Origin of the sequence: Rhodococcus sp. BUPNP1 (genome assembly GCF_002215235.1) — a bacterium.
Taxonomy (GTDB): Bacteria; Actinomycetota; Actinomycetes; order Mycobacteriales; family Mycobacteriaceae; genus Rhodococcus.
Map to the genome: position 1 here is coordinate 18,430 of NZ_NERM01000021.1, position 24,764 is coordinate 43,193.

The window sequence follows — 24,764 nt, forward strand, 5'->3', positions numbered from 1 at the left end:
AGGAGAACATCGTGGCCGAGACGCAGTCGCGGTTCCGCGCGGTGATCTTCGATGTCGACGGGGTGCTCGTCGATTCACCGCACGAGACGGCGTGGCGGGAAGCGCTGGCGGAGTTGATGACCGGCGACTGGAGCGACCTGCAACCCGAGACCTCCTGGACCGAGGACGCGTTCACCGCCGAGGTGTACCGGCAGGTGCTGTCGGGCCGGCCGCGGATGGACGGTGCCCGCGCCGCCCTCGAGTACTTCGCGGTGCCCGACGCCGAGCGCCGCGCGGTGGACTACGCCGAGCGCAAGCAGGCCCGATTGCTGCGGTTGATCGACGAGCGCCGGTTCCGCGCCTACGACGACGGGGTGCGCTTCGCCGCGGCCGTGCAGGCGGCGGGCATCGCGGTGGCCGCGGCGTCGTCGTCGAAGAACGCCGGGCTGTTCCTGCGGGCGATTCCCGCCCACGACCGGTCCGGCGAGACACTGCTCGACCGGTTCGACGCCGACCTGTCCGGCCGCCCGGTCGCCCGCGGCAAACCCGATCCGGAACTGTTCCTCACCGCCGCCGACGAACTCGGAGTGCCCGCGCAGGCGTGCGTGGTCGTCGAGGACGCGATCAGCGGGATCCGGGCGGCGAAAGCGGGCGGCATGTGGGCGCTCGGTGTCGCCCGGTTCGACGACACCGCCGACCTCGAGCACGCCGGCGCCGATCTGGTGGTGACCTCCCTCGATGAGGTCGACCTCGACGCGTTCACCGCCGGGCGCCTGACCCGCCGCGGATCCTTGTGACGCTCAGTCGATTCCGACGCCCTGCCAGTGCCAGTCGGTGATCACCGGCATGTCCTCGCCGTGGGTGCGCACGTAGCGGGTGTGCTCGGCGAGGATGTTCTCGAGTTCCTCGCGGGCGTGCCCGGCGATGGGCCGGATCCGCTCGACGCGGTCGAGGACGTCGAGCGCGAGGTGGTAGCGGTCGATGCGGTTGAGCACGCACATGTCGAACGGCGTGGTGGTCGTGCCCTCCTCGATGTAGCCGTGGACGTGGAAGTTCTCGTGGTTGGTGCGCCGGTAGACGAGACGGTGGATCAGCCACGGATAACCGTGGTAGGCGAAAACCACCGGCGTGTCGGTGGTGAACAGCGCGTCGAAGTGCGCATCCGGCAGCCCGTGCGGGTGCGCCCGGTCGTCCTGCAGCCGCATGAGGTCGACGACGTTGACCACCCGGATCCGCAGGTCGGGGAAGCGCCGGTGCAGGATGTCGACAGCCGCGAGGGTCTCCATCGTGGGGATGTCGCCGGCGCAGGCGAGCACCACATCCGGTTCGGCGTCACGGTCGGTCGAGGCCCACTGCCAGATCCCGATGCCCTTGCGGCAGTGGGTCATCGCGTCGTCGATGTCCAGGAACTGCACGGCGGGTTGCTTCCCGGCGACGATCACGTTGATGTACTGGCGGGTGCGCAGGCAATGATCGGCCACCGAGAGCAGGGTGTTGGCGTCCGGCGGCAGGTAGACCCGCGCGACCTCGGGTTTCTTGTTGACGACGTGGTCGATGAATCCGGGGTCCTGGTGCGAGAACCCGTTGTGGTCCTGCCGCCACACGTGTGAGGTGAGCAGGTAGTTCAGCGACGGGACGGGGCGGCGCCAGCGGATCCGGTTCGTGGTGAGCAGCCATTTGGCGTGCTGGTTGACCATCGAGTCGACGATGTGCGCGAAAGCCTCGTAGCTGGAGAACAATCCGTGCCGGCCGGTGAGCAGGTAGCCCTCGAGCCAGCCCTGGCAGGTGTGTTCGGACAGGATCTCCATGACGCGGCCGTCGGGGGCGACCCGGTCGTCACCCGGGTCGATACGTGCGTTCCAGGTGCGGTCGGTGGCGTCGAGGATCGCGTCGAGACGGTTCGAATTGTTCTCGTCGGGCGCGAACACCCGGAAGTTCGTGGCGTTGCGCCGCATGACGTCGCGCAGGAAGGTGCCGAGGATGCGGGTGGCCTCGCCGGTGGCGGTGGCCGGTTCGGGAACATCGACGGCGTAGTCGCGGAAGTCGGGCAGGATCAGGTCGCGCAGTACTGCTCCCCCGTTGGCGTGCGGGTTGGCGCTCATCCGCCGGGTGCCGCGGGGCGCGAGGTCGCGCAGGGCGGCGACGGGAACGCCGTCGTCGTCGAACAACTCCTTCGGCCGGTAGCTGCGCAGCCACTCCTCGAGGAGGCGGCGGTGCTCGTCGTTCCCGCGCGGATCACCGATCGGCACCTGGTGGGCGCGCCAGGTGCCCTCGACCGGGGCGTCATCGACCTCGACCGGGCCGGTCCAGCCCTTCGGGGAGCGCAGCACGATCATCGGCCAGGCCGGTCGGGTCGCGTTTCCGGTGCTGCGGGCGGTCTGCTGGATCTCGGAGATGCGGTCGAGCGCCGCGTCGAGGGCGGCGGCGAAGCGCCGGTGCATGTCGGCGGGATCGTCACCGGCGACGACGATCGGTTCGTGCCCGTAGCCGCGCAGCAGCGAGATCAGTTCGTCCTCGCCGATGCGTGCGAGCACCGTCGGGTTGGCAATCTTGAAGCCGTTGAGGTGCAGGATCGGCAGCACCGCACCGTCGCGGCGCGGGTCGACGAATTTCGTCGAATGCCAGCTGGCGGCCAACGGGCCCGTCTCGGCTTCGCCGTCGCCGACGACCGCGGCGACGATCAGATCGGGATTGTCGAAGGCGGCGCCGTAGGCATGCGAGAGGGAGTAGCCGAGTTCACCGCCCTCGTGGATCGATCCGGGGGTCTCGGGGGCGACGTGGCTGGGAATGCCGCCGGGGAACGAGAACTGGCGGAACAGGCGCCGCATGCCGTCCTCGTCGCGGGAGACGTCCGGGTAGACCTCGCTGTAAGTGCCTTCGAGCCACGCCGCGGCCACCGGTCCGGGTCCGCCGTGACCGGGACCCATGACGTACATCATGTCCAGGTCGCGGGTGGCGATGGCGCGGTTGAGGTGCGCGTAGACGAAGTTCAATCCCGGTGTGGTGCCCCAGTGTCCGAGCAGACGCGGTTTGATGTGTTCGGGCCGCAGCGGTTCGCGCAGCAGCGGATTGTCCATGAGATAGATCTGGCCGACGGACAGATAGTTCGCGGCCCGCCACCACGCGTCGAGGGTGTCGAAGTCCGGATCGCTCGTGGGCCCGGGCTCGGCGGCTGCGTCGGAAGTGGTCTGCGGTGTGCGGAGTGACATCGGGTTCCTCGTCGTCGGCGACCGGGGTGCTCGTTGCAGCGGTACCCATCCGGCGACGGGCTCACTCGCCTCGGCGCCGCACCATCTCGCCGATCCAGGCCGGCGCGTACGGCGACGTGCAACCGGGGGACGTCGGATAGTCCTTCAGCACCTCGAGGCGTTCGCCGATGTCGAGCGCGCGGGCCCGGTGGTCGGGATGTTCGATGCCGATCTGCGCCAGGCACGTGTTCATCGCCCATTGCAATCGTTCGGGGGCGTCGCGCATCCGGGCGTCGATGGTGTCGAGCAGGCCGGACAGGTCGAGTCCGTCGGCGTTCTTGACGACGCGCTCGGCGGTGAGCGCCCATCCCGCGCTCGCGACGACCGGATCGGGATCGGTCATCCACCGACCGCGCAGCTCCTCGGTGTGCGGGTTCTTCTTCACGACGTAGTTGACGAACCAGTCGTGCACCTTCGGGGTGCCGGTCTCGCGGACCATCGCGTCGAGCTCGTCGACGGTGAACGCCTTGGGGCGGCAGATCAGCAGCGCGAGCAGCCGGGCGGCGGTGTCGCCGGTGGCCCAGAGTTGCTGCGCGAGCTCGTGCTGGGTCTTCACCCGCTTGGCGACGGCGCGCAGGGCGGAGAGGTTCACGCCGTGGTCGTCGCCGTGTTTCTCGTTCACCGCGCGGATCTTCGGGTCGTCGAGCGCGGCGAGTTCGGTGAGCAACTCCTCGACGGTCGGAGCGTCCGTTGTCGTCTGTGCCACCGCGATCTCCTGTTCCTGGGTGTCGGTCGCGCCTCAGCCTACGAGCGCCGGGCGACAGCATGTGCCGGTTCCGTCGTCGATTCGGGTGGGTTCGGCCCCGCTGAGCGGGGTCGGATCCACCCGAATCCGCTCACAGGCCGAGTTGGGTCACGGCGTTGCCGACGAGACCGGCGTGGTGGCGGCTGTACAGCGCGACCATCCGTTCGTCCGCGTGCCCGGTCTGCGTCATGATCGTCTGCGTGGTCGCGCCGCCGCGCACCGCCTGGGTGACGAACCCGGCCCGCAGGCTGTGCCCGCCGAGGGTGGCGACGAGGTCGTCGCTGAATCCGGCGCGGCGGGCGCGGCGCTGGATCATCGAGTGCACGGACTGTCCCGACAGCGCGGTCGTCCCCACCGTGCCGCTGTGGTGCACCGGCCGGAACAGGGACCGGTCGCCGTCCTGTGTGCGCCCGGCCGCGAGACCGCGGCAGCAGTGCTCGGCCGGGTCGGCCGCGGCGGTGCCGAGCAGGTCGACGACGGCCTCGCGTCCGGACTCGTCCCACGCGTCGAGCACCTCCCGCCAGCGTCGATAGGCGCATACCGGGCAGGTGTGCGGATCGGACCCGTACGGCAGGGTGACGGTGCGGCCGCGGGCGCTGCGGTCGGTCTTGGAGCGGCGGACCGTCACGTAGAGCCCGTCGGCGCGGTGCGGGACGACATCGGAGACGACGAGGCCGGTGAGCTCCGAGCGGCGCAGCGCCCCAGCCAGCCCCATGAGCAGCAGCGCCGCGTCGCGACGTTCGGCGACGCGTTCGGCCCACCCGGCGTCGGCCGCCTCGGAGCGCATCGCGGTGAGGATGGTGCGGATGTCGTCGGTGAGCAGCGGGGTCCGGCGCGCCGGCGGGGTGGCCCGGTCGCGTCGGATGCCGCGTAGGAGGTCGCGGACCGATTCGTGCCCACCGGGTTTCGGTAGGCCCGCGAGGGCGTGCATCTTGTTGATGGTCGACACCCACCGCGACAGCGTCGACGGCGCGTACGCCCAGCGCCCGTCCGGGCGCACTTCGGCGGCCTTCTCGGTGAGGAACCAGCTCAATTGCTCGGCGGTGGCCGGCATCGGACTGTGCCCGGTGCGTTCGCACCAGCGGGTGAAGATCGTCCAGTCGCCGATCTGGGCGGCGCGAGTGTTCTCCGAGGTCGCCTTCTCCCGCAGCCGCCGCATCGCGGTGGCGACCGTATCCGGGACCGCGGGCACCTCGGGAAGGGGCAGATCCGGGTTGGTCACGGCGTGTTGATCCTCTGGACACGCAGGTCGCGGGCGAGATGGTCGCGCTGTTCGATCACCAGCCGCCGCAGCGCGGCCGGGGCGTCGGTGTGGGCCTCGAGCCAGGTGTCGACGGGTTCGAGGCTGTCGGCCGCGGGGAACAACCCGACGACGATGCGGCGGGCGATCTCGATGCTGCGGCTCGTCCAGGTCTCCTGCAGCACGGCGAAGTAGTCGGTGTCGTAGGCGGAGATCAGGTCGCGGCGCGCCCCGGCGCGGAACCCGGCGATGGTCGCGTCGAGGTGGTCGTTGGTGAGGGTGTGGTCGGCGAGGATCGTCGCCCACGCGTGCGCCTTGACCTCGGCGCGGGGACGGGAGGCGAGTGCGCGCAGGTGCGCGGTGCGTCCCGAGGCGGTGTCGTCGGTGCGCAGTTCCTCGTCGAGGTCGGCCTCGTCGGCGTCGCCGGTGGTGGTCAGCGCCGCCCACCAGCTCCATCGCAGGTCGGGGTCGAGGCGCAGACCCTCCGGCGGTGCGACGGTGCCGCACAGGATCGCTCGCAGGTCGGCGGCGTGCCGGTCGTCGACGCTCGCCGCGACACCGACGGCGCGGGCGAACGCCAACTGGGCGTCGCTGCCGGGTGCGGCGCCGTGCATCCCGTCCCAGACCGCGTCGAGCCAGCGACGCCGCGCGTCGGTGCGCGCCGAGTCGGGCACATAGTGTTCGACGGCCTGGGCGGCGTTGGCGAGCACGGCGGTGAGCAGCGCGATGTCGGCCTCGTGCGGGGCGAACCGGGCGGCCATCGACAGATAGCGGTCGACGGCGAGTTCCCCGTCGCGGGTCGCGTTCCACAGCGCCGACCACAGCAGGCCGCGCGCGAGCGGTTCGCGGACGCGGTCCAAGGAGGACTCGACCGTGTCGAGCGACCGGGCGTCGAGGCGGATCTTCGCGTAGGTGAGGTCGTCGTCGTTGAGCAGCACCAGCGCCGCCTCGGGCAGGTCGACGGGGGTGCGTTCGTCGGCGAGGTCGACCTCGACGCGGTGGGTGCGCACGAGGTCGCCGGAGTCGTCGGGGTCGTAGCAGCCGACGGCGAGGCGATGCGGGCGCGGATCGCTCTGCACGATCTCGTACCCGGTCCCGGAGTCTTCGAGGTGCAGGGTCGACACCCCGGTGGTCTGCAGCCACGCCTGCGCCCAGGACGTCAGGTCGCGGCCGGAGGTGCTCGACAGTTCGACGAGCAGATCGTCGAGGGTGGTGTTGCCGAAGGCGTGCTTGCGGAAGTACCGGCGGGCACCTTCGAAGAAGGCGTCGCGGCCGACATAGGCGACGAGCTGCTTGAGCACGCTCGCGCCCTTGGCGTAGGTGATGCCGTCGAAGTTCAGTTTCGCGGCCTCGAGGTCGACGATGTCGGCGACGATCGGATGCGTCGTGGGCAGCTGGTCCTGCAGATACGCCCAGGCCTTGCGGCGGTTCGCGAAGGCCACCCACGCGTCGGTGAACTTGGTGGCCTCGGCGCTGGTGAAGGCGCCCATGAAGTCGGCGAACGACTCCTTGAGCCACAGGTCGTCCCACCACTTCATGGTCACCAGGTCGCCGAACCACATATGGGCCATCTCGTGGAGGATCGTGTTGGCGCGCCCCTGGTGCTGGGCGGCGGTTGCGGCGCCACGGAAGACGTACGCCTCGGTGAAGGTGACGCAGCCGGGGTTCTCCATCGCGCCGAGGTTGTATTCGGGCACGAACACCTGGTCGTACTTGCCGAACGGATACGGATAGTCGAAGTGCTCGGCATAGAAGTCCATGCCCTGCCGGGTCACCTCGACGATCTCGTCGGCGTCGAGATGCTCGGCGAGCGAGGCGCGGCACAGCACCCCCAGCGGCACCGTCAGCTCGTCGCGGCTCCACGACGCGTCGACCCGGTGGTACGGGCCGGCGACGATCGCGGTGATGTAGGTGGAGATCGGCTGGGTCGGCGCGAACGTCACGGTCTGCGTGTCGTCGCGCTGCACCGTGCGCTCGGCGGCCTCGTTCGAGAGCACCTGCCAGCGGCGCGGGGCGGTGACCACGAAGGTGAACGGCGCCTTGAGATCCGGCTGTTCGAAGCACGCGAACACGCGACGGGCGTCGGCCGGCTCGTACTGGGTGTAGAGATAGGTTTCGCCGTCGACAGGGTCGACGAAGCGGTGCAGCCCCTCCCCCGACCGGCTGTACCGGCCGGTCGCGACGACGGTGACGACGTTGATCTCCTTCAGACCACCGATGGTGATCCGCGCGCCGTCGTAGACGACGGGCACGAGCTCGCCGTTGATCGTCACCGACTCGACGGAGTCGCCGATGAAATCGAGCCAGGCCTCGTCGGTGGAGGCGGTGAATTCGAGCGTCGTGACCGTGGGGAATCCGGTGCGTCGGGCGTCGACGGCACCCCGCAGGTCGAGTTCGACGCGGTAGGAGTGCACGTCGAGTGCGCGGGCGCGCGCGGCGGTTTCGGCACGGGTCAGATTCGCGGAGCTCACGAGTCCCGATCCTGCCATCACGCGCCCGGACTCGACGGGATTAGCGGGTGTCAGGCACCGATCGCTTCGGCTGCCGGCGTGGCGGGGCGTCCGATGAGGCGTTCGAGATCTCCGCTGTCGGTGTCGAGCGCGCCGACGGCGATGCCCGCGTCGGAGTCGGCGAGCACTGCCGTGAACTGTGCGGGCACACCGGTGTTCTCGAGGATCGTGGCGTACTCCTCCTTCGGCAGATCCTTGTAGGTCACGGGTACGCCGACGATGCCGGAGAGGACCTCCGCCAGGTCGGTGTAGGTCAGTCGCTGACCGCCGAGTTCGTAGACGGCACCGGCGTGTCCCTCGGTCGTGAGGACCGCGGCGGCGGCTTCGGCGTAATCCTTGCGGGCCGCTCCGGCGACGCGGCCGGTGCCGGCCGAGCCGAACAGCGCCCCGGTGGCAGCGGCCGCGGTGACCGAGTTGTCGTAGTTCTCCCAGTACCAGCCGTTGCGCAGGAGGGCGTGCTCGATGCCGGAGGCGGCGAGCAGTTCCTCGGTGGCCTTGTGTTCGCCGGCGAGGATCAGCGGGCTCGTCGCCGCGTGCAGGATCGAGGTGTAGGCGATGAACGCGACGCCCGTGGCTTTGGCAGCGTCGATGATGTTGGTGTGCTGGGGCAGTCGCTGCCCCACTTCGCTGCCGGAGACGAGGAGCAGCTTGTCGACACCGGCCAGCGCCTCCCGCACGGCCGCAGCATCGGCGTAGTCCGCAACACGGACCTGCACCCCGTCGGCCGCGAGATCTGCGGCCTTCGCGGCGTCACGCACGACGGCGATGATGTCGCCGGCGGCGATACCGCGGGTGCGGAGAGCGGTGATGGTCAGGCGGCCGAGGTGGCCGGCAGCTCCGGTGACAGCGATGGTCATGGGACTCCTCGAAGTGGTCGAGCGGGATCGGGAACGCCACCATTCCATCACTTACTTTTCGTAAGTGCAACCATTGGAGTCGGTACCCATCGTTCGCATAGCCGCCGTATACTCGGCATTCATGAGCACCGATCGCCTCCCCGAAGCCGACGTCTTCGCGCGCGAGTGCCCGTCGCGTCCGGTGCTGCAGAACATCACCGGGCGTTGGGGTGTGCTGGTGCTGGCGGCCCTCGTCGACGACACGCGCCGGTTCTCGGAACTGCGTCGCCGGGTCGACGGCGTGAGCGAACGCATGCTGTCGCAGACCCTGCAGACCCTCGAACGCGACGGCCTGATCCACCGCGCCGTCCTGGGGACGATCCCTCCGCATGTCGAGTACTCGCTCACCGACCTCGGACGCCGCATCACCGCGCCCCTGCTGACGCTCATCGACGTCGTGGAGGAGTCGATGCCCGAGATCGTCGCCGCGCAGGACGAGTACGACCGCACCCACTGATCCGGCGACGCGAACCACACCCACCGGCATGGATGCGGCTGACAGAATGAAGCGGCCGGTCGCTCCGGCCGATGTCGCCCGCCGGAAGGACATCCACAATGGCGCACATCAATCTCGGTAAGCAGCACCCGGCCGCCTACAAGAACGTTCTGGCGTTGAACAAGGAGGTCGAGGAGGCCGTCTCGCAGGCCGGTCTCGATGCGAAGCTCGCCGAACTGGTGAAGATCCGCACGTCGCAGCTCAACGGATGCGCGTTCTGCCTGCGTATGCATACGCGCGACGCCCTGGAGAAGGGCGAGACCACCGATCGTCTCGCGGTCGTCGCGGCCTGGTGGGAGTCGCAGTACTTCACCGATCAGGAGCGCGCCGCGCTCGCGCTGGCGGAAGAAGTCACACGCCCCATGGAACCCGGTCGTCACGAGTGGGACAACGGTGCACTCAGTGACGAGCAGGTTTCCGCGGTCACGTGGCTTGCGATCGTCATGAACGCGTGGAACCGCATCGCCGTTCGGAGCCACTACCCCGTCGCCCCGTGACCCGCACCGGCCTCACGGGCCCTCTGGTCAGAAGTTGGTGAGGTTCGGGAAGAACAGCACCTGCCCGACGGTGATCCTGTTCGGATCGTCGATGTGATTGGCAGCCGCGATCATCGCGAACATCTCCGCGTTCCCGTAGTGGTCCTCCGCCAGAGCCCGCAGGGTCTCGCCGGCGACCACAGTGTGGTGCCCCACGTCCCTGAGTTCGGGGATCAACAGCGAGCGGCCGACCTGAACGACATTCGGGTCCGCGATGTGGTTGGCCGCCGCGAGCACCGGGAACAGGGTCCCGTCGCCGTAGAAGTGTTGCGCCAATCCCGACAGTGTCTCGCCGGACGCGACGGTATGCCGTCTGGTGATGTACGGGATGAGCAGCTCCTGACCGACAGTGATCTCGTTCGGATCGGTGATGCCGTTCGGAACAGCGATGACGGGGAACAGCGTCGCGTCACCGTAGAACCTTTGCGCCAGCTTCGAGAGGGTGTCGCCTGCGACCACGTCGTATTTCGTAACCATGACCGTGCCTCGGGGTTGTAGAGCGTCCGCGATTCGAATCGAATCGACGAGGATCATGGTGCTCACCATCGGCGGCAGGCACACGCGTAGCGCGCTACCCGAATCTCGTATGAAAGTTCCGTTGACTACGTCGGTGGCAGCAGCTCGAAGACCGGATGGTGACCGGCCTCTGCGACGAATCGTTCCACCGGATCGTTCCTGCTCGCCTCGAAATACCGCCGGGTGGCGGACGCCAGCTCGATGTACCGCCGCAGGACGGGCCCGGCCTCCTCCGCTGACACCTCGCGGATCGAGTAGCGGCGCGTGTCGCGACGCCTGCTGAGCTCGACATCGCCGGCAGCACGCGCGTTGTGCACCCACCCCACCGATCCGTAGGGGGCCACGAGCCAGCGCTTTCCGTGCAGATCGACGACCAGCACGGGGTTGCGGCGGATCTTCCCGGTGCGCCTACCGCGTGTGGCCAGCAGATAGGAGTGCGGCACCAATCCCGCACGAGTAAACGTGCTCATCGCGACGTTCTCGATGTGTCGCCACCGGCTCGGTCGGTAGGTGCGCTCGGGACGGAACGAACTGTCGGTCATGGTCTGCCCTCATGCCCGTCGCGTACGGCACTCGGAACGTGTTCGACAAGGTTGAGGCACCGACGTCCGACGTACCCCGGGCTCCCTGAGCCGGGGCAGTGCGGCCGACATGTCCGCATGTGGCCGGTCGGGCGGCGACCTGTCAGTGCCGGCTGGTGGATTCGTCGGTGACGAGGCGGTACAGCACGTACACCGCGAACCACGCGATGAGCACCGACGCGATCACGAGCGCGATCTCGTAGAAGAGAACCATGTGCTCGATGCTACGACCCGCCGTGGCTACCTGCCTGTTATCGCCGGAACTGTCCGCCGCGCCAGGTCGGCAGGTCGCGCGTTCCGAGTGCCACTTCGAGGGCCGCCTGTCCGGACAGTCGTGTCGAGTCCAGTACCGGCAACGGCGAGTCGTCCGGGGAGACCAGAAGTGGGATCTCGGTGCACACCAGCGCGACCGCGTCGCATCCGGAGTCCGCGAGTCTGCCGATGAGGTCAACGAAGGACGTCCGCGTCTCGTCCGGGAAAATGCCGTGCATCAGTTCGTCGAAGATCGCCGCGTGTACCAGGTTCTGGTCGCCGCCTGTCGGGATGACGGCCTCGATTCCCCGTGCCGCCAGTTCGCGGGGATACAGAGGGCCTTGCATGGTGAACCGCGTTCCCAGGATGCCGACGCGTCGGTGCCCGGCACGCTGCGCTGCGTCGGCCACGATGTCGATCAGGTGCAGCCCGGGAATCGCGAGTGGATCACCGGGTGCTTCGAGCGCGAGGTGGGCCGTATTGTCCGGGCACACGAAGAAGTCGCAGCCGGCCCGGGCCAGACGATCGACGCTGGTGGCAAGCACTGCGCGCACCGCTTCGTAGTCCCCGCGCTCCCATGCGGGCATGCAGTGCTCGAAGGAGATGCAGTCCATCGTGACATCCGGATGCGCCGGGTGCCCGAGACGGTTGCTGTGCTGACACACCTCGCGCCAGCACAGCGAGGCACCTTCCCAGCTGTGGCCCAGGATCCCGACGTGTTTCATCCTTGTACCCCCTCTGTCCTGCGTCTATGGTCGCTCTCCGTGTGACGAGCGGGAGAGCGACCACGACGGTGACGGATCAGGATCCGGACGACGATCCGGTCTCGATCAGCTGCGTGATGACGGCGACGAGAACATCCGCGAGGAACGTTGCTGCAGAGCCCATTCGATTACCTCTTCCTTCGGTGTACAGGTACACGCGCTCGGGCGAGCGCAGACTGCCCAGCGCTGCAATGCCTTTCATTGCATCCGCCGGCTGGGGCAGACAGTAGACAACTCGAGCTCCGCACACTCGGTGACCGGCGCCACAGTCGAGGGGCCCTCCCCTCGGCAGGCGTCCCGGCCCCTCGATCCGAGGGTGCACAATTTTCGACCGTCGCCCCGCATTTGATCGTCATAAGTGGGGATTATGACGATCCGTGCTCCCACTCGATCACGGACGAAAGCGAGCGGTTTCGATGGCGCTAGTAGTTACGAAACCGGAAATGGTACGTTGTTTGGCCAGTTCAGCATGTTTCGTATCGTTTCGTTTCATTACAGTCTGGTTCTGTAATAAAGTAACTAAATGCGGTACGATACCTACGACCTGCGATTTCGGCGCCACGACGAGGACATCCATGACCGACGCACACTCCCCCGCCCTCGAAGCAACCACCGACGAGGACGACCCGAGCAAGCCTCGGGTGGGACGCCCCCGGAAGTACGCCACCGCAGCCGACCGCGTGCGCGCCTATCGCGAACGCGAGCGTGCCAAGAAGGAAGCCGCCGGCATGGCCCCGCCGGTCGTCGAGAGCCCGGACGATGCGGTCTCCGCGCTCACGGCCGCCACCACTGCACTACGCGCGTTGGCCACCAACACCGTCGAGCAGTACTCGGCGATCGCCGAGCGGATCACCACCGCGGTCGACAAGCTCACCGACGCCGAGGCCCTCGAGGCTCAGATGACGCGGTCGGCCGCCGAACTCGCGAAGGTCAAAGCCGACGCCGACGCGAAGATCGTCCGGCTACGCGAACAACTCGCCCAGGCAATCGAGGACCGCGACAACGCCGACGCCGCAGTGGCTGCCGTCGATGCCGAACTCGCCGACGCTCGTACCGCACACACCGAACAGGTGCGCCGACTCGAGGAAGCGCATCACGCCGAGCTGACTCGGCTGAAGGACGAGCACGCCGCAACACTGCAGCGGTGGAAGGACGAATTCGAGGCAGCGACCGCCGAGCACACACGAACTGTCGGCGACCTGCGAGCGACGATCGATCAGCAGGACGAGTCCCTCACCGCACAGCGACGGGAACTCGACGACGCGGCTGCCCAGCGTGAGCGCGCGACCGTCGAGATCACCGATCTGCGAGCCGAGCTCGCGCGCCTGCAGGCCGCGCTCGACCGGGAGGTCGCGACCCGCGAACGCCTCGACACCGAGCTCACCACCGAGCGCGACCGCACCTCCGAGCTACGGAGCCGACTCGAGGAATCGCGCATCACCGCCGCGACGGCCCAGGCGGCCGAGACCGCAGCACGGGCGCGTGGCGACGAACTGCGGGCCGAACTGTCGGCACTGCGCGACGAGATCACCGCCTTGCGCGACGAGACGAGGACGCTTCAGGCGGAGAATCTGACGCTGAAGACCGAATCGACTTCTCTCCGTGCCGAACTGGATGCAGCGAGAACGGCCGAGACGAGCTGAACCGGCCGGCCGATCATCGAGCGCGTGTCCGCGATCGGCGAGCGCGCACTCCGTCGATCACCGCCGACCACGCCAAACGACTTGCCGCAGTCATATTGGAAACGCGAACGGCGTCGCGGGTGAGAAGTGCGTTGGCCAGCACTTTCGTGTGCCGCGACGCCGAACTGGTGTGACCGCTGTCGAACGGCGGGGCGGGGTCGTACTCGATCATCAACTGGATCGCCTTCGCGCGTTCCTCCCCCGCGATCCGGGCCGCGAGCGACAGTGCCAGGTCGATTCCGGCGGAGACGCCGGCGCAGGTGACGACTTTGCCGTCGAAGACCACCCGTTCGTCACCGCACGGAACCGCTCCGAACGCGCGCAACGCCGTCAGCGCTTGCCAGTGCGACGCCGCGCGTCGGCCCTCGAGGAGTCCCGCCGCGGCGAGAATCAGCGCGCCGCCGCATACGGAGACGGTCCACGTCGATGTCCGGTGTGCGCTGCGCAGCCATTCGCGGAGACGGTTGTCCTCGGCGGCGACGGCGATGGCTGTCCCCGACCCGGGTACGAGCACGATGTCCGGGCACGGTGTCTCGTCGAACGTGTGTGTCGCGCCGAGCGCGAGCATTCCGCTGTCGACAACGACCGGTCCGGTCTCGTGCCAGACGAAGCGCACGTCCGCCTCCGGAAGGTACCGGAGCACTTCGTACGGTCCGACGACATCCAGTGCGGTCAGACCCGGGAAGACGACGATGGCGATCTGCACTCCGGCACCCTAGCAGTCTGCGCACGCATGTACTCAGACTTTCGGTGCCGATCTCCGCGGGTAGGGACGAGCGTCAACCGAACTGTTCGAACAGCGAGACGATGATCCCGTCGGGTCCCCGCACGTACGCCATTCGCACACTGTTCTCGTACTCACCGATGCCCCCGACGAGGCCGTATCCCCGCTCGGCGACAGCATCGACGGCAGCGTGGAGATCGCCGACCTCGAACGACACATTGCGGATCCCGAGCTCGTTGGGCATCGCCGTCGGCGAGCCGGGAAGGTGGTCGGGTGCGATGAACCTCGAGAGTTCGAGCCGGGCTCCTCCGTCCGGCGGTCGGAGCATCACGATGTCGCAGTGCGTGCCGGGCAGACCGCAGACGGTCGCGGGAAAGTCGCCCTGCACAGTGCCGGTGCCTTCGACCTCGAAGCCGAGGCCGACGAAGAACGCCGTCGCGGCGTCGAGGTCCGAGACGGTCAGGCCGACATGATCGAAGCGTCGTACGTGTGCCATGGGATCCATCCTTCGATGTTGTCTCGTCCGTTTGCTGCTGGGACGGAGCCGGTGCTCGGATCTCGACATTCCACGGACTCGGCGGGACACCGGATCGTTTCCCACCACCGCATCGATGAGCTACGACGCGCCCACCGCTCTGCGACGCGCAACTCTGATCCAAGCGGCCCTGACAAGCATCAGCAGGCACAGCCCGATGCCCCATCCGATCTCCGACAGCATCACACCCACTCCCGCCTGACCGGTGTCGTCGGTACTGGCCACCACGCTGAAGGCGGTGGTGAATCCTGCCGCCGTGCCGATTGCGGCGGCCAGTCCGCCGCTCACCACCCAGCGGGATCGACGAGCGGAAAGGAGGCACGCCAGCACGGCGGTCACTCCACAGGCGATCACCTGCCAGGTGGGGAACTCGTTCGGTGCGGGCAGGCCGGGGCCTCGGAATTCTCCGTCGTGCTCTGCCGACCAACTCAACCATCCCGCGCAGGACAAGAATCCGAGTGCGAATGCGGTTGCACCGGTCGCCCACAGGCCGCGCCGGCCGAGACCCACGGGTCGATCACCGGTCTGCTCGTGGTCGCTCGTCGGACTCCGGACACCGGCACGCTCCCGCTGCCAGGCAACCCACACCGTGCTCACGCCGATCAGGGTCGGCACGCCCACGAAGATGAGCACGATCCACAGGAATTGAGCCCAGGAGAATTCGAAACCGGCGGCCATAGGCAGACACTATGTCGAGGGGAGGGAAAGTCCGACGCACGGTCGTGATCGGCCTACGGTGCCGGCCCTTCGATCGGCTGCGTCCCCATCCGTACGAGGAGCGCGGTCACTTCGGGTACTTGCGTAGTTCGTTCTTGGCGATCGTGCGCAGGTGCACTTCGTCGGGCCCGTCGTAGATGCGCATGGCGCGGTGCCAGCCGTACATTGCGGCCAGGGGGACGTCGTCGCTCATACCCGCGCCGCCGTGCACCTGGATCGCCCGGTCGATGACCTCGAGGGTCATGCGCGGCACTGCGACCTTCGCGGCGGACACGTACGGGGCGGCGGCCTTGTTGCCGTGTTCGTCGATGGTCTTGGCCGCGAGACGGCACAGCAGCCGGGCCTGTTCGATCGCGACGCGCGATTCGGCGATCTGATGCTGCACGACACCCTGCTCGGCCAGTGTCTTGCCGAAGGCGACACGTCCCTGCGCGCGCGTGGTCATCAATGCCAGGGCTCGTTCGGCGGCGCCGAGTGCGCGCATGCAGTGGTGGATGCGGCCGGGTCCGAGACGTGCCTGCGCCATGGCGAAGCCGCCGCCCTCCTCCCCGAGGAGGTTCTCGGCGGGAACGCGGACGTTGTCGTAGACGACTTCGCAGTGACCGTGCTGGTCGTGTCGTCCGAACACCGGCAGGTCGCGGACGATCGTGACCCCCGGAGTGTCGATCGGCACCAGGATCATGGACTGCTGACGATGGGTGTCGGCACTCGGATCGGTCTTGCCCATGACGATCAGCACCTTGCAGCGAGGATCCGCGGCGCCACTGGTCCACCACTTGCGACCGTTGATGATGTAGCTGTCGCCGTCGCGCTCGATTCTGGTCTCGATGTTGGTGGCATCGGAGCTGGCCACGGCGATCTCGGTCATCGAGAAAGCGGACCGGATCTCGCCGTTCAGCAGTGGGTCGAGCCACTGCTTCTTCTGATCATCGGTGCCGAACAGGTGGAGCAGTTCCATGTTGCCGGTATCGGGAGCCTGCCCATTGGTGGCTTCCGGGGCGAGATGCAGGCTCCAGCCGGTGATTTCGGCGAGTCCGGCGTAGTCGAGCTGCCCGATGCCGGATTCGGACGGCAGGAACAGATTCCACAGGCCCCGCTTGCGGGCCTCCTGCTTGAGGGTCTCGATGACGGGTGGGACGGTGTGGTCGTCGGGACCGACGTTGCGCCGGTAGGCCTCGTATTCGTGTTCGGCGGGGAACACGTGGCTGTGCATGAACTCCACCAGCGCCTGTTCGAGTTCGAGTGCTCTGGGAGACGGTCGAAGATCCAGTGATCCGGTGTTCGTCTGCGCGGTGAGCATGCTGTTGGCTACGTCGGTCATACGGTTTCTCCCTCGAAGGTTCGGTCGGGGACGTCGTGAAACGGGGTCGAGGTTCGGTCAGGGATTGCGGTCGAGGTCTGCGCCTCGGTACTGCATGAGATCGAGGGCGTACTCCACGTAGAGGTTCGCGACTTCTTCCGGGCTCATCCGCCCGCCGGGTCGCCACCAGGTGGGGAGAGCGGTACACATCGAAACCACGGCGCGAGCGGCGTCCTCGGGATTGCGGACCCGGAACGATCCGGCGCGCACGGCGGCCAGCACCTTCTCGTCGACGACCGCTTGTTGCCAGTTCCTCTTGTTGGCGATGATCCGTCGATTCTCCGTTGTAAGAGAACGCATCTCACTGGCACCGATGAAGCCGAGTTCGCGCCGGTGCGTGTGGTACAGCGCCAGGTTCTCGATCAACAATGTGAAGACCGTGACAGGATCTCGGCCGGCCCCTTCGGCGAGTGCGCCGCGCGTGCGCTGCTCCAGATCGTCCATCGTCACCTGATAGATCGTCATCAGGATGTCCTGCTTGCTGGTGAAGTAGTTGTAGATGCCGGGAACCGACAGGCCGCAGCGCTTGGAGATCTCGCGCATGCTCGTGCCGTGGTAACCCACGGCGAGGATCTCCTCGAGCGCGGCCTGGACCACGGGCGCGAGCGGCAACGGCTCGTACTCACGCCACTGCCGGCGCGTTTCGGTCTGTCCGAGGCGGTCTGGCCGGGCCGCAACGAGGGTTTCGGGTTCCACTGCGGGTGCCACAAGTGCCGTCCGACCGGCTTCGAGGATGTCCGCCGGCCGCACTCCGAGTGCGTCGGCGATGCGGTTCAAGCGATCAACGGTCAATCCGGTCTTGTCGTTCTCGATCTGACTCAGCGTGGCCGGGCTGACGTCGATGCGCTGGGCCAGGCCCCGCAGCGTCATGCCGCGCGCAGTCCGTACCTGGCGCAACCCGGCCCCGACCGACGCCGACCTGTCGACCGAAACCGCGCTCACCGACAACTCCTGTGTTTGGAATAACTGAACACTGCCCACCCGGCCCTCGGCCGTTCCGGGCAGCGTATCCATTTGCACGGCTGTCTCGCAGGCCTTTTCAGGAAAATATCGAACCGTTGACGTCGGCAAGTGTGACGTGCACCATAGGCGGCACCGAGCGTGTGCTCGCTCCCGCTGTTTACCCGATGGAGGACAACATGACCGAGGTCGACGCTCCCGCAATGCGCGAACTGCTCGGAGAGAACGCGCCGAGCAATTGGGGCAAGTGGGGACCCGACGACGAGCTGGGTGCACTGAACTACCTCGACGCAGCAGAGGTTCTGCGCGGCGTCCAGCATGTCAAGTCGGGCGAGACCTTCACACTCCAGATCCACATGGGACGCGCCGAGAGCCCCGGCGACCCGCTCTGGCCGGGTCGCGAAGGAATCAAGCGGCAGAACGTGCTCGACGAGAGCTCCTGGGACGGCGACGGGGCTCCGGCCTTCCCGGGTGGCCTGCACTACGCCGACGACACCGCCTTGGTCTTCCTCCAGGGATCGACCCAGTACGACGCACTCGGCCACGTCTGGTACGACGGCAAACTCTGGAACGGTTACGACGCCCGCAGCACCGTCGGAGGAATGGACAAGGCCTCCGTCCTCCCGATCGCGGAGAAGGGCGTCGTCGGTCGCGGCGTCCTCATCGACATGGCCCGCCATCGCGGAAAGCCCTATCTCGACAAAGGTGAAACCTTCGACCACCGCGACCTCGAGGAAGCTGCCACCGCCCAGGGTGTGACCATCGAGCCGCACGACATCCTGATCATCCGCACCGGATGGCTCAAGTACTGGTACGAGCTGAACAACCCCGGACAGTTCTACGACGGATTCTGCGAACCCGGCCTGACCTACTCCCCCGAACTCGTCGAGTGGTTCCAGGACAAGGAGATTCCGAACCTGGTGACCGACACGATCGCCAACGAGGTGACCTACGACCCGCAGAGCGGCGTCGCACTGCCGCTGCACTGCGCGCTGATGCGCAATCTCGGTGTCACGCTGACGGAGATCGCCTGGCTCGACGACCTCGCCGACGCCTGCGCCGCCGACGGCCGATGGAGCTTCCTCTACACCGCCGCGCCACTGAAGATCGTCAACGGCACCGGCGCCCCGGTGAATCCCATCGTCATCCGCTGAGGCGAACCATGACCATCTACGACGACAAGGTGTGGTTGTCGCAGTACGACGCTGCGCAACGGCAACCACGCACGATCGAGTTCGACAATGCCCTGGCGATGTTCCGGGCGACCGTCGACCGCAATCCGGACGCCGACATCATCCGTTACTTCGACGGCCGGATCACTGCAGGCGAACTCGACGAACTGAGCGACGCCTTCGCCGCCGGCATCCTCGACGCCGGGTTCCGTCCGGGGGAACGAGTCGCGATCTACGCACAGAACGTGCCGCAGTTCGTGATCGCCCAGCTCGGAACGTGGAAGGCCGGCGGTATCGCGGTGTCCGCCAACCCGATGTACCGCGAACGCGAACTCGAGGAGATCCTGCGCGACTCCGGTGCCACTGTCCTCGTGGCGCTGCAATCCCTCTACACCGACGTGGCAGCGAAGGTCGTCGAGTCGACCGACGTGCGCACCGTGATCACGACGTCGGAACTGGAGTACCAGAGTGCGAACAGCGGCACCCTCGCCGGCGTCGAACGCATCGAGTGCGCGGGCACGACGGACATGGCGGAGATGCTCGCGGCCTTCCGGGGCCGGACCGTCCCTCCTGCCGAGATCGGCCCCGACACGGTCGCTTTCCTGACGTACACCTCCGGGACCACCGGTCCGCCGAAGGGCGCGATGACCACCCACCGCAACGTGGCGTTCAATGCGCAGACCTACCGGGACTGGATCGACATCGGCCCCGACGACGTCGTCCTCGGCGTCGCACCGCTGTTCCACATCACCGGACTCGTCGGCCACATCGCCCTGTCACTGCTGACCGGTGCACCGCTGGTCCTGATGTACCGCATGGATCCGGCCGACACCATCGACACGATCGAAAAGCAACGCGCCACGTTCACCGTCGGATCGATCACGGTGTTCATCGCGTTGATGAACGCCCCGAACGCGAGCAAGGAGACCCTGGCGAGCCTGACCAAGATCTATTCGGGTGGGGCACCGATCCCACCGAGCACCATCGCGGCGTTCGAGGAACGATTCGGCCACTACATCCACAACATCTACGGCCTCACCGAGACGACCTCCCCGTCGCATGGGGTGCCGCTCGGCAGGCGGGCACCGGTCGACGAGCTGACCGGCGCGACCTCTGTGGGCGTGCCGGTCTACGACACCGTCGTGCGGATCGTCGACGACAACGGCAACGACCTTCCCCCGGGCGAGGTCGGGGAGCTCGTGACGGCGGGACCGCAGGTGGTGGCGGGGTATTGGAACAAGCCGGAGGCCACCGCGAACTCGATCCCGAACGGCGTGCTGCACACCGGCGATGTCGGCTATATGGACAGCGACGGCTGGTTCTACATCATCGATCGCAAGAAGGATCAGATCAACGCCAGTGGCTACAAGGTCTGGCCTCGCGAGGTCGAGGACGTGCTCTACGAACACGACGCCGTTCGCGAAGCTGCGGTGGTCGGTGTGCCCGACGAATACCGCGGCGAGACGGTCAAGGCTTTCGTCAGCCTCCGCCCCGGAGCCACGGTCACGCCCGATGAGCTGATCGCGTTCACGAAGAAGCGACTGGCCGCCTACAAGTGCCCACGCTTCGTCGAGATCATCTCCGACATCCCGAAGACGGCGACGGGTAAATTGCTTCGCCGCGAGCTACGAACGGCGACACCGTCCTGACGGCGGTCGCAGGGTCCCGCGGCCACATGCGCGATCCGTAGGGCGCTGCGACGAAGGCGGGTCTTCTCGGTACAAGAGCTACCGAAGAAGGCCCGCCTTTTCGCGTGCCGGCCGGACGGCACGCATCCCGACCCGCACGTTGCGCCGATCAACCGCGCACGGTCGCCATCAGGGCATCGAGTGACTCGGCGGCGGGGAGCGCCAGCGCGGCTCCGGCGACCGCTGCGGCGCTCTCCGGCGACAACCGGCCTTCGACGTTGAGATCGAACTTCATCGTGAGTTCGTCGTCGGAGAGCGGATTCGCCGGACCACCACGATTGTGGTCGACGCGAGCCTCGTACCAGGAACCGTCCCGGGTACGTACCCGGAGCACCGCCGGGAACTGGTGGGGGTAGATCTCGTCGCAGCGGTCGTCGCTGTAACTCGTGACCAGCCGCGCGAGTTCGAGTGTGCGCGGATCCTTCGCGGCCTCGTCGGTGAAATCGGCATGTCCCACACCGAGCCCCGAGCCGCCGAGCAATGCTCGTGCAACGGTGAACGGGCCTGAGAAGGCCGCGTGGTAACCGGATTCGGGAGCAGCCTTCGAGGCCGGCGGCTCGGCGATCGTGCGCAGTACCGGCTTCGGCACGCCGAGCTGGATTTCCACGATATCGGCCGGGTCCAGGCCGTCGCGGACGAGCGCTCGTGCGGCGTCGATACCGGCGTGGGTGAAGTGGTTACACGGATAGGGCTTGAAGAAGATGCCCGGCAGTTCCCAGTGCTCGCCCAGTCCGTCCAGCACCTTCGCGGTGTCGGCCCGATCGCCACAGAAGGCGTGCAGGAATCCGAAGCGTCCTTCGATCACGGTCGGCGGTCCCGTCAGCCCGGCCCGAGCGAACTCTGCCGAGGTGACACCGGAGTGCGCTGCCCATCCGCAGTGGGTCCGCTTGACCGTGCCGCCGGTGCGGTTGGCTTCGAGCAATCCGGCGCCGAAGCTCGCGGCGATGCCCATGGCGTCCGCGATGCCTTCGGCGTCGAGTCCGTACAGCATCGCTGCGGCGGCAGCCGAACCGACGGCACCGCAGATGGAGGTCGCGTGCTGGCCACGTTCGAAGAACTCGGAGTTGCCGAGTTCCTCGTCGTAGCCGCCCATACCGAGGCGAACCACGATCTCGATACCCACACCCGCGGCGTCGAGAACGGCCGCCCCGGAGGCTCCCATGGCTTCACCCACAGCGAGCGCCGCCGGGATCACCGAGGCCGACGGGTGCAGCACCGACGGCAGGTGGGTGTCATCGGAGTCCATCGAGTGGGCGAGTGTGCCGTTGACCAGCGCGGCAGTGGCCGCCGGGAATCGTTCTCCGGTGCCGATACCGGTGGCCGCGGTTGCGCCGGACCAGTTGCGTGCCACCTCGGTGACGGCGCGAGCGGACGGCTGGTCGTGCGCCGCGAGTGAGTTTCCGAGCAGGTCGAGTACCCGCCGCGCGACGTCCTTGCGCAGTTCCGCGGGCAGTCCCGTGGTGCGGATGTCGGCGGCGAGAGCTGCGAGCCGGCCGACGACCGTTCCGGTCAGATCGTGTCGGGTCTCGGTGCTGGTCACGACGCCACCACCGCGACGGGGCGCACGGGCGAACCGGTACCGCCGGTGATGCGCAGCGGTGCCATGACGAACGTGAACTCGGTCAGGCCGCGGGCGCTGGCATCCTCGAGGTTCAGGTGCTCGATGATGTGGATTCCGTTCTCCACCAGCAATACTCGGTGAACCGGAAGAACGCTGTGTCCCTTGCCCGCCGGGATGTGTTCGAAGGCGGTCGTGTCTGCGCCGGCGGCGGCGATGCCGCTGGCCGCGAGCCACTGGCCCGCACCGACATCGGCACCCGGAACACCGTCCTGCTGTCCGAGGTAGCGCTGCGGATCGTCGAAGTGCCGGGCCCACCCGGTACGGATCAGCACGACATCACCGCGGCGCGGCGTCACACCGGCGGCGTCGGCAGCGTCGCGCAGGTCCTGTTCGGTGACCGCCTGCCCCGCTTCGAGGGAGTCGACGCCGCGGACCCGGGCGACGTCGAGGAGCAGTCCGCGACGAAGCATGAAGGGGATGGATTCGGCGCCGAGCCGGGAGAACTTGCCACCGCGCTGGGCTTCCTCGGCGTCGATGCCGCCGTGCAGCTTGCCCTCGTGGCTGACGTGGGAGAGCGCGTCGACGTGGGTGCCGACGTGTCCGCCGGTCACGATGATTTCGTTCGATGCCGATCCGCCGTCGGGCCGGACCATGTCGCCGTGCCGGCGGATGAGCGTCATCCGGAATCCGGGGTGGTTCGGTGAGCAGGGCATACCGGTCGTGTGGGGATGTCCGAGCTCGACGATGTCGACGTCGGTGTCGACGACCGCATTCAACAGTGCGTCGGGACCGGCGATGGTTTGTTCGGTCATGATGTGGCTCCTCGTACTGTGATGGCCTGGGCTCGGTCGAGTACGACGCGAGCGTTCGCAACGACCGCGGGGTCGATGAATCTGCCGTTCTCGTCGAGAACTGCGGACTCCCCCGCTGCCGAGGACGCGGACGCGTCGTCGACGATGCGCTGCGCGCGCTCTCGTTCCTCGGTCGATGGCGCGTAGGCCTCGTTGACAATGTCGATCTGCTTCGGGTGGACGACGGAGCGTCCGAAGAATCCTTGGATGCGGCCCGCTCGGGACGATTCCGCGAGCCCGTCCAGGTCGTTCACTGCGGTCCAGACACTCTGGATCGGCGACGACAGTCCCGCTGCGCGTGCGGCTGTGACGATCCAGCCGCGCGCCCAGGTCAGTCCGTCGGGTTCGGTACGCAGGTCTGCGGCGAGGTCGGCTTCGCCGAGTGCGATTCCGGTGACGCGGGGATGGCATCGCGCGATCTGCGGTGCGGCGAGCAGGCCCGCAGCGGATTCGATGATCGCGTGGACCGGACAGTCGAACCGATCGGCGGTCGCCGCAACCGTATCGGGATCGTCGGCCTTCGGCAGTCGAACGCCGGCCGGGGTTCGATCGGCGGCCGACAACGCGGCGATCTCGTCGTCGATCCACTGCGATCCGATGGCGTTGAGCCGCAACCAGACGACGCGGTCCGCAGGTGCGCTGAGCACGGCCGCGATGGCGTTGTCGAGCGCGCGTTTCTTCGCATCGACGGGTACTGCGTCCTCGAGGTCGATGACGACGGCATCGGCGTCGCTGGCGAGCGCTTTGTCGATGCGGTCTGCGCGATGGCCCGGAACGTACAACCAGCTGCGGGGCGTCATACCGGTTCTCCCACCGGGGTGTGAACCTGTCGGTATCCGAGCGCGCGCGAAACCCTTTGTGCCGCTTCGACGAGCGCGTCCTCGTAGCGGTCGAATGCTTCGTCGGTCATGCGGTAGCTCGGTCCGCAGACCGACAGCGAGCCGACGACCGTGCCGTCGGCACCGAAGACCGGCGCGGCGATCGAGGCCGCGCCTTCCTGTCGTTCGCCGGTCGATCGGCACACACCTCGCTCACGCGCCTCCTGCAGCACTGCACGCAGCGCGGCCGGATCGGTGATGGTCTTCCCGGTCAGGCGCGTCAATTGCCGGGACAGCACGTCCTCCTGCTCGGACTCCGACAGGTACGCGAGAATGATGCGTCCCGACGACCCGCTGTACAGCTCGAAGCGGCGCCCCAGTTCGACGGTCATCTTGATCTCCTGGGTGCTCTCGACCTGGTCGAGGTAGACGCGCCCGCCCGGCAAGCGGCCGGTCACCGTCGCGGTCTCGCCGGTGGCGCGCTGGAGGTCTTCCAGGGCGCTGCGGGCGACGCGGCGCAACGGAGACACATCCAGCGCACGGGCTCCGAGCGTGGCAGCGGCAGGGCCGAGCAGGTAGCGGCGCGTCGAGGGCTCGTAGAGCAGCAGGCCGCATTCGACGAAGGTCGTGAGGATGCGGTGGGTGACCGCCTTGGAGATCCCGGTGGAGCGGGCGATCTCCGAGACGCCGAGCGCGCTCGAGCGACGACCGAACTCGAGCAGTACTTCCGCGGATCGTGCGGCGGAGGTGGTGCCGCCAGTCGAGGGCTCCATTGTGGCTCCGTTCCCCGGTCGGTTCGGGTGGTGAACACGTTGACAGGTCTGCTGGACATGCTGCCGGAGCGGCACGACCGTTCGAGGCCTTGGAGACTTTGTACCGCTTAGCGAAACGATTGTCCAGACGCATGACGGCGAGTTACATCCAGGTTTCGCA

24 protein-coding genes are annotated in these 24,764 nt (G+C 67.7%); 6 read left to right on the top strand and 18 right to left on the bottom strand.

What is annotated here, in order from left to right; all coding sequences use genetic code 11:
• The first annotated feature begins 11 nt into the window (after positions 1 to 11).
• Positions 12 to 776 carry an HAD family phosphatase gene (locus B9C99_RS19250; protein WP_088898972.1) on the top strand — a complete coding sequence of 255 codons (765 nt, stop codon included), beginning with the start codon at positions 12 to 14 and terminating at the stop codon, positions 774 to 776.
• Positions 777 to 779: 3 nt separating this feature from the next.
• On the opposite strand, the gene B9C99_RS19255 is transcribed toward B9C99_RS19250, so the two are convergent.
• The 5 genes from B9C99_RS19255 to B9C99_RS19275 form a co-directional block, all read right to left on the bottom strand.
• Positions 780 to 3,188 carry a phosphoketolase gene (locus tag B9C99_RS19255; protein ID WP_088898973.1) on the bottom strand — a complete coding sequence of 803 codons (2,409 nt, stop codon included), beginning with the start codon at positions 3,186 to 3,188 and terminating at the stop codon, positions 780 to 782.
• A 61-nt stretch (positions 3,189 to 3,249) separates the two neighbouring features.
• The gene (locus B9C99_RS19260) at positions 3,250 to 3,933 is read right to left on the bottom strand and encodes a DNA alkylation repair protein (RefSeq protein ID WP_088898974.1); all 684 of its coding nucleotides are present in this window, start codon (positions 3,931 to 3,933) and stop codon (positions 3,250 to 3,252) included.
• A 130-nt stretch (positions 3,934 to 4,063) separates the two neighbouring features.
• Entirely contained in the window at positions 4,064 to 5,194 is a 1,131-nt protein-coding gene (locus B9C99_RS19265; protein WP_088898975.1) for a tyrosine-type recombinase/integrase, read from the bottom strand.
• Positions 5,191 to 7,683 carry an aminopeptidase N gene (pepN, locus tag B9C99_RS19270; RefSeq protein ID WP_088899018.1) on the bottom strand — a complete coding sequence of 831 codons (2,493 nt, stop codon included), beginning with the start codon at positions 7,681 to 7,683 and terminating at the stop codon, positions 5,191 to 5,193. Before pepN ends, B9C99_RS19265 begins: the two co-directional genes overlap by 4 nt.
• Positions 7,684 to 7,733: 50 nt before the next feature.
• Positions 7,734 to 8,579 carry an SDR family oxidoreductase gene (locus tag B9C99_RS19275; protein WP_088898976.1) on the bottom strand — a complete coding sequence of 282 codons (846 nt, stop codon included), beginning with the start codon at positions 8,577 to 8,579 and terminating at the stop codon, positions 7,734 to 7,736.
• 121 nt (positions 8,580 to 8,700) lie between these two features.
• Here B9C99_RS19275 and B9C99_RS19280 point away from each other — a divergent pair, with 121 nt between their 5' ends.
• A complete protein-coding gene (locus tag B9C99_RS19280) occupies positions 8,701 to 9,075 on the top strand; it encodes a helix-turn-helix domain-containing protein (protein ID WP_006552145.1) in 375 nt (124 codons plus the stop codon).
• A gap of 98 nt (positions 9,076 to 9,173) precedes the next feature.
• Entirely contained in the window at positions 9,174 to 9,611 is a 438-nt protein-coding gene (locus B9C99_RS19285) for a carboxymuconolactone decarboxylase family protein (protein WP_064255657.1), read from the top strand.
• 27 nt (positions 9,612 to 9,638) lie between these two features.
• Here B9C99_RS19285 and B9C99_RS19290 read toward each other — a convergent pair whose 3' ends face one another.
• The 4 genes from B9C99_RS19290 to B9C99_RS25930 form a co-directional block, all read right to left on the bottom strand.
• Positions 9,639 to 10,127 (bottom strand): LysM peptidoglycan-binding domain-containing protein, encoded by a 489-nt coding sequence (locus B9C99_RS19290; protein WP_088899019.1) that lies wholly within the window; start codon positions 10,125 to 10,127, stop codon positions 9,639 to 9,641.
• A gap of 125 nt (positions 10,128 to 10,252) precedes the next feature.
• Entirely contained in the window at positions 10,253 to 10,708 is a 456-nt protein-coding gene (locus B9C99_RS19295) for a nitroreductase family deazaflavin-dependent oxidoreductase (protein WP_088898977.1), read from the bottom strand.
• A 290-nt stretch (positions 10,709 to 10,998) separates the two neighbouring features.
• Positions 10,999 to 11,724, bottom strand: coding sequence for an aspartate/glutamate racemase family protein (locus B9C99_RS19300; RefSeq protein WP_088898978.1), 726 nt, complete (start codon positions 11,722 to 11,724; stop codon positions 10,999 to 11,001).
• A 76-nt stretch (positions 11,725 to 11,800) separates the two neighbouring features.
• Positions 11,801 to 11,965, bottom strand: a complete 165-nt coding sequence (locus tag B9C99_RS25930; RefSeq protein WP_157788833.1) for a hypothetical protein — start codon at positions 11,963 to 11,965, stop codon at positions 11,801 to 11,803.
• Positions 11,966 to 12,338: 373 nt separating this feature from the next.
• Here B9C99_RS25930 and B9C99_RS19305 point away from each other — a divergent pair, with 373 nt between their 5' ends.
• Entirely contained in the window at positions 12,339 to 13,406 is a 1,068-nt protein-coding gene (locus B9C99_RS19305; RefSeq protein ID WP_088898979.1) for a hypothetical protein, read from the top strand.
• 13 nt (positions 13,407 to 13,419) lie between these two features.
• Here the strand turns inward: B9C99_RS19305 and B9C99_RS19310 are convergent, their stop codons facing one another.
• The 5 genes from B9C99_RS19310 to B9C99_RS19330 form a co-directional block, all read right to left on the bottom strand.
• Positions 13,420 to 14,151 carry a DJ-1/PfpI family protein gene (locus tag B9C99_RS19310; protein WP_088898980.1) on the bottom strand — a complete coding sequence of 244 codons (732 nt, stop codon included), beginning with the start codon at positions 14,149 to 14,151 and terminating at the stop codon, positions 13,420 to 13,422.
• Between the two features lie 73 nt (positions 14,152 to 14,224).
• Positions 14,225 to 14,665, bottom strand: a complete 441-nt coding sequence (locus B9C99_RS19315; protein ID WP_088899020.1) for a VOC family protein — start codon at positions 14,663 to 14,665, stop codon at positions 14,225 to 14,227.
• Positions 14,666 to 14,785: 120 nt separating this feature from the next.
• The gene (locus B9C99_RS19320; protein WP_088898981.1) at positions 14,786 to 15,382 is read right to left on the bottom strand and encodes a hypothetical protein; all 597 of its coding nucleotides are present in this window, start codon (positions 15,380 to 15,382) and stop codon (positions 14,786 to 14,788) included.
• 106 nt (positions 15,383 to 15,488) lie between these two features.
• Positions 15,489 to 16,742 (bottom strand): acyl-CoA dehydrogenase family protein, encoded by a 1,254-nt coding sequence (locus tag B9C99_RS19325; RefSeq protein ID WP_088898982.1) that lies wholly within the window; start codon positions 16,740 to 16,742, stop codon positions 15,489 to 15,491.
• A gap of 57 nt (positions 16,743 to 16,799) precedes the next feature.
• Positions 16,800 to 17,852 carry a helix-turn-helix domain-containing protein gene (locus B9C99_RS19330; RefSeq protein WP_367301601.1) on the bottom strand — a complete coding sequence of 351 codons (1,053 nt, stop codon included), beginning with the start codon at positions 17,850 to 17,852 and terminating at the stop codon, positions 16,800 to 16,802.
• Positions 17,853 to 17,920: 68 nt separating this feature from the next.
• Between B9C99_RS19330 and B9C99_RS19335 the strand changes: the two genes are divergently transcribed.
• Together B9C99_RS19335 and B9C99_RS19340 are read left to right on the top strand one after the other, a co-directional pair.
• The gene (locus B9C99_RS19335) at positions 17,921 to 18,895 is read left to right on the top strand and encodes a cyclase family protein (protein WP_088899022.1); all 975 of its coding nucleotides are present in this window, start codon (positions 17,921 to 17,923) and stop codon (positions 18,893 to 18,895) included.
• A gap of 8 nt (positions 18,896 to 18,903) precedes the next feature.
• Positions 18,904 to 20,562 (top strand): class I adenylate-forming enzyme family protein, encoded by a 1,659-nt coding sequence (locus B9C99_RS19340; RefSeq protein ID WP_088898983.1) that lies wholly within the window; start codon positions 18,904 to 18,906, stop codon positions 20,560 to 20,562.
• Between the two features lie 148 nt (positions 20,563 to 20,710).
• On the opposite strand, the gene B9C99_RS19345 is transcribed toward B9C99_RS19340, so the two are convergent.
• Genes B9C99_RS19345 through B9C99_RS19360 form a run of 4 tightly spaced genes read right to left on the bottom strand, consistent with a single transcriptional unit; the run spans position 20,711 to position 24,604 of the window.
• Positions 20,711 to 22,141: an MmgE/PrpD family protein gene (locus B9C99_RS19345; RefSeq protein ID WP_088898984.1), complete on the bottom strand. Its 1,431-nt coding sequence runs from the start codon at positions 22,139 to 22,141 to the stop codon at positions 20,711 to 20,713.
• Complete coding sequence (locus tag B9C99_RS19350; RefSeq protein ID WP_088898985.1) at positions 22,138 to 22,974, bottom strand: cyclase family protein; 837 nt, start codon at positions 22,972 to 22,974, stop codon at positions 22,138 to 22,140. The genes B9C99_RS19345 and B9C99_RS19350 overlap by 4 nt, the downstream gene beginning before the upstream one ends.
• Positions 22,971 to 23,813 (bottom strand): CoA ester lyase, encoded by an 843-nt coding sequence (locus tag B9C99_RS19355; RefSeq protein WP_088898986.1) that lies wholly within the window; start codon positions 23,811 to 23,813, stop codon positions 22,971 to 22,973. Before B9C99_RS19355 ends, B9C99_RS19350 begins: the two co-directional genes overlap by 4 nt.
• On the bottom strand, positions 23,810 to 24,604 hold the full coding sequence (locus tag B9C99_RS19360; RefSeq protein WP_088898987.1) for an IclR family transcriptional regulator: 795 nt from the start codon (positions 24,602 to 24,604) through the stop codon (positions 23,810 to 23,812). The genes B9C99_RS19355 and B9C99_RS19360 overlap by 4 nt, the downstream gene beginning before the upstream one ends.
• Positions 24,605 to 24,764 lie beyond the last annotated feature (160 nt).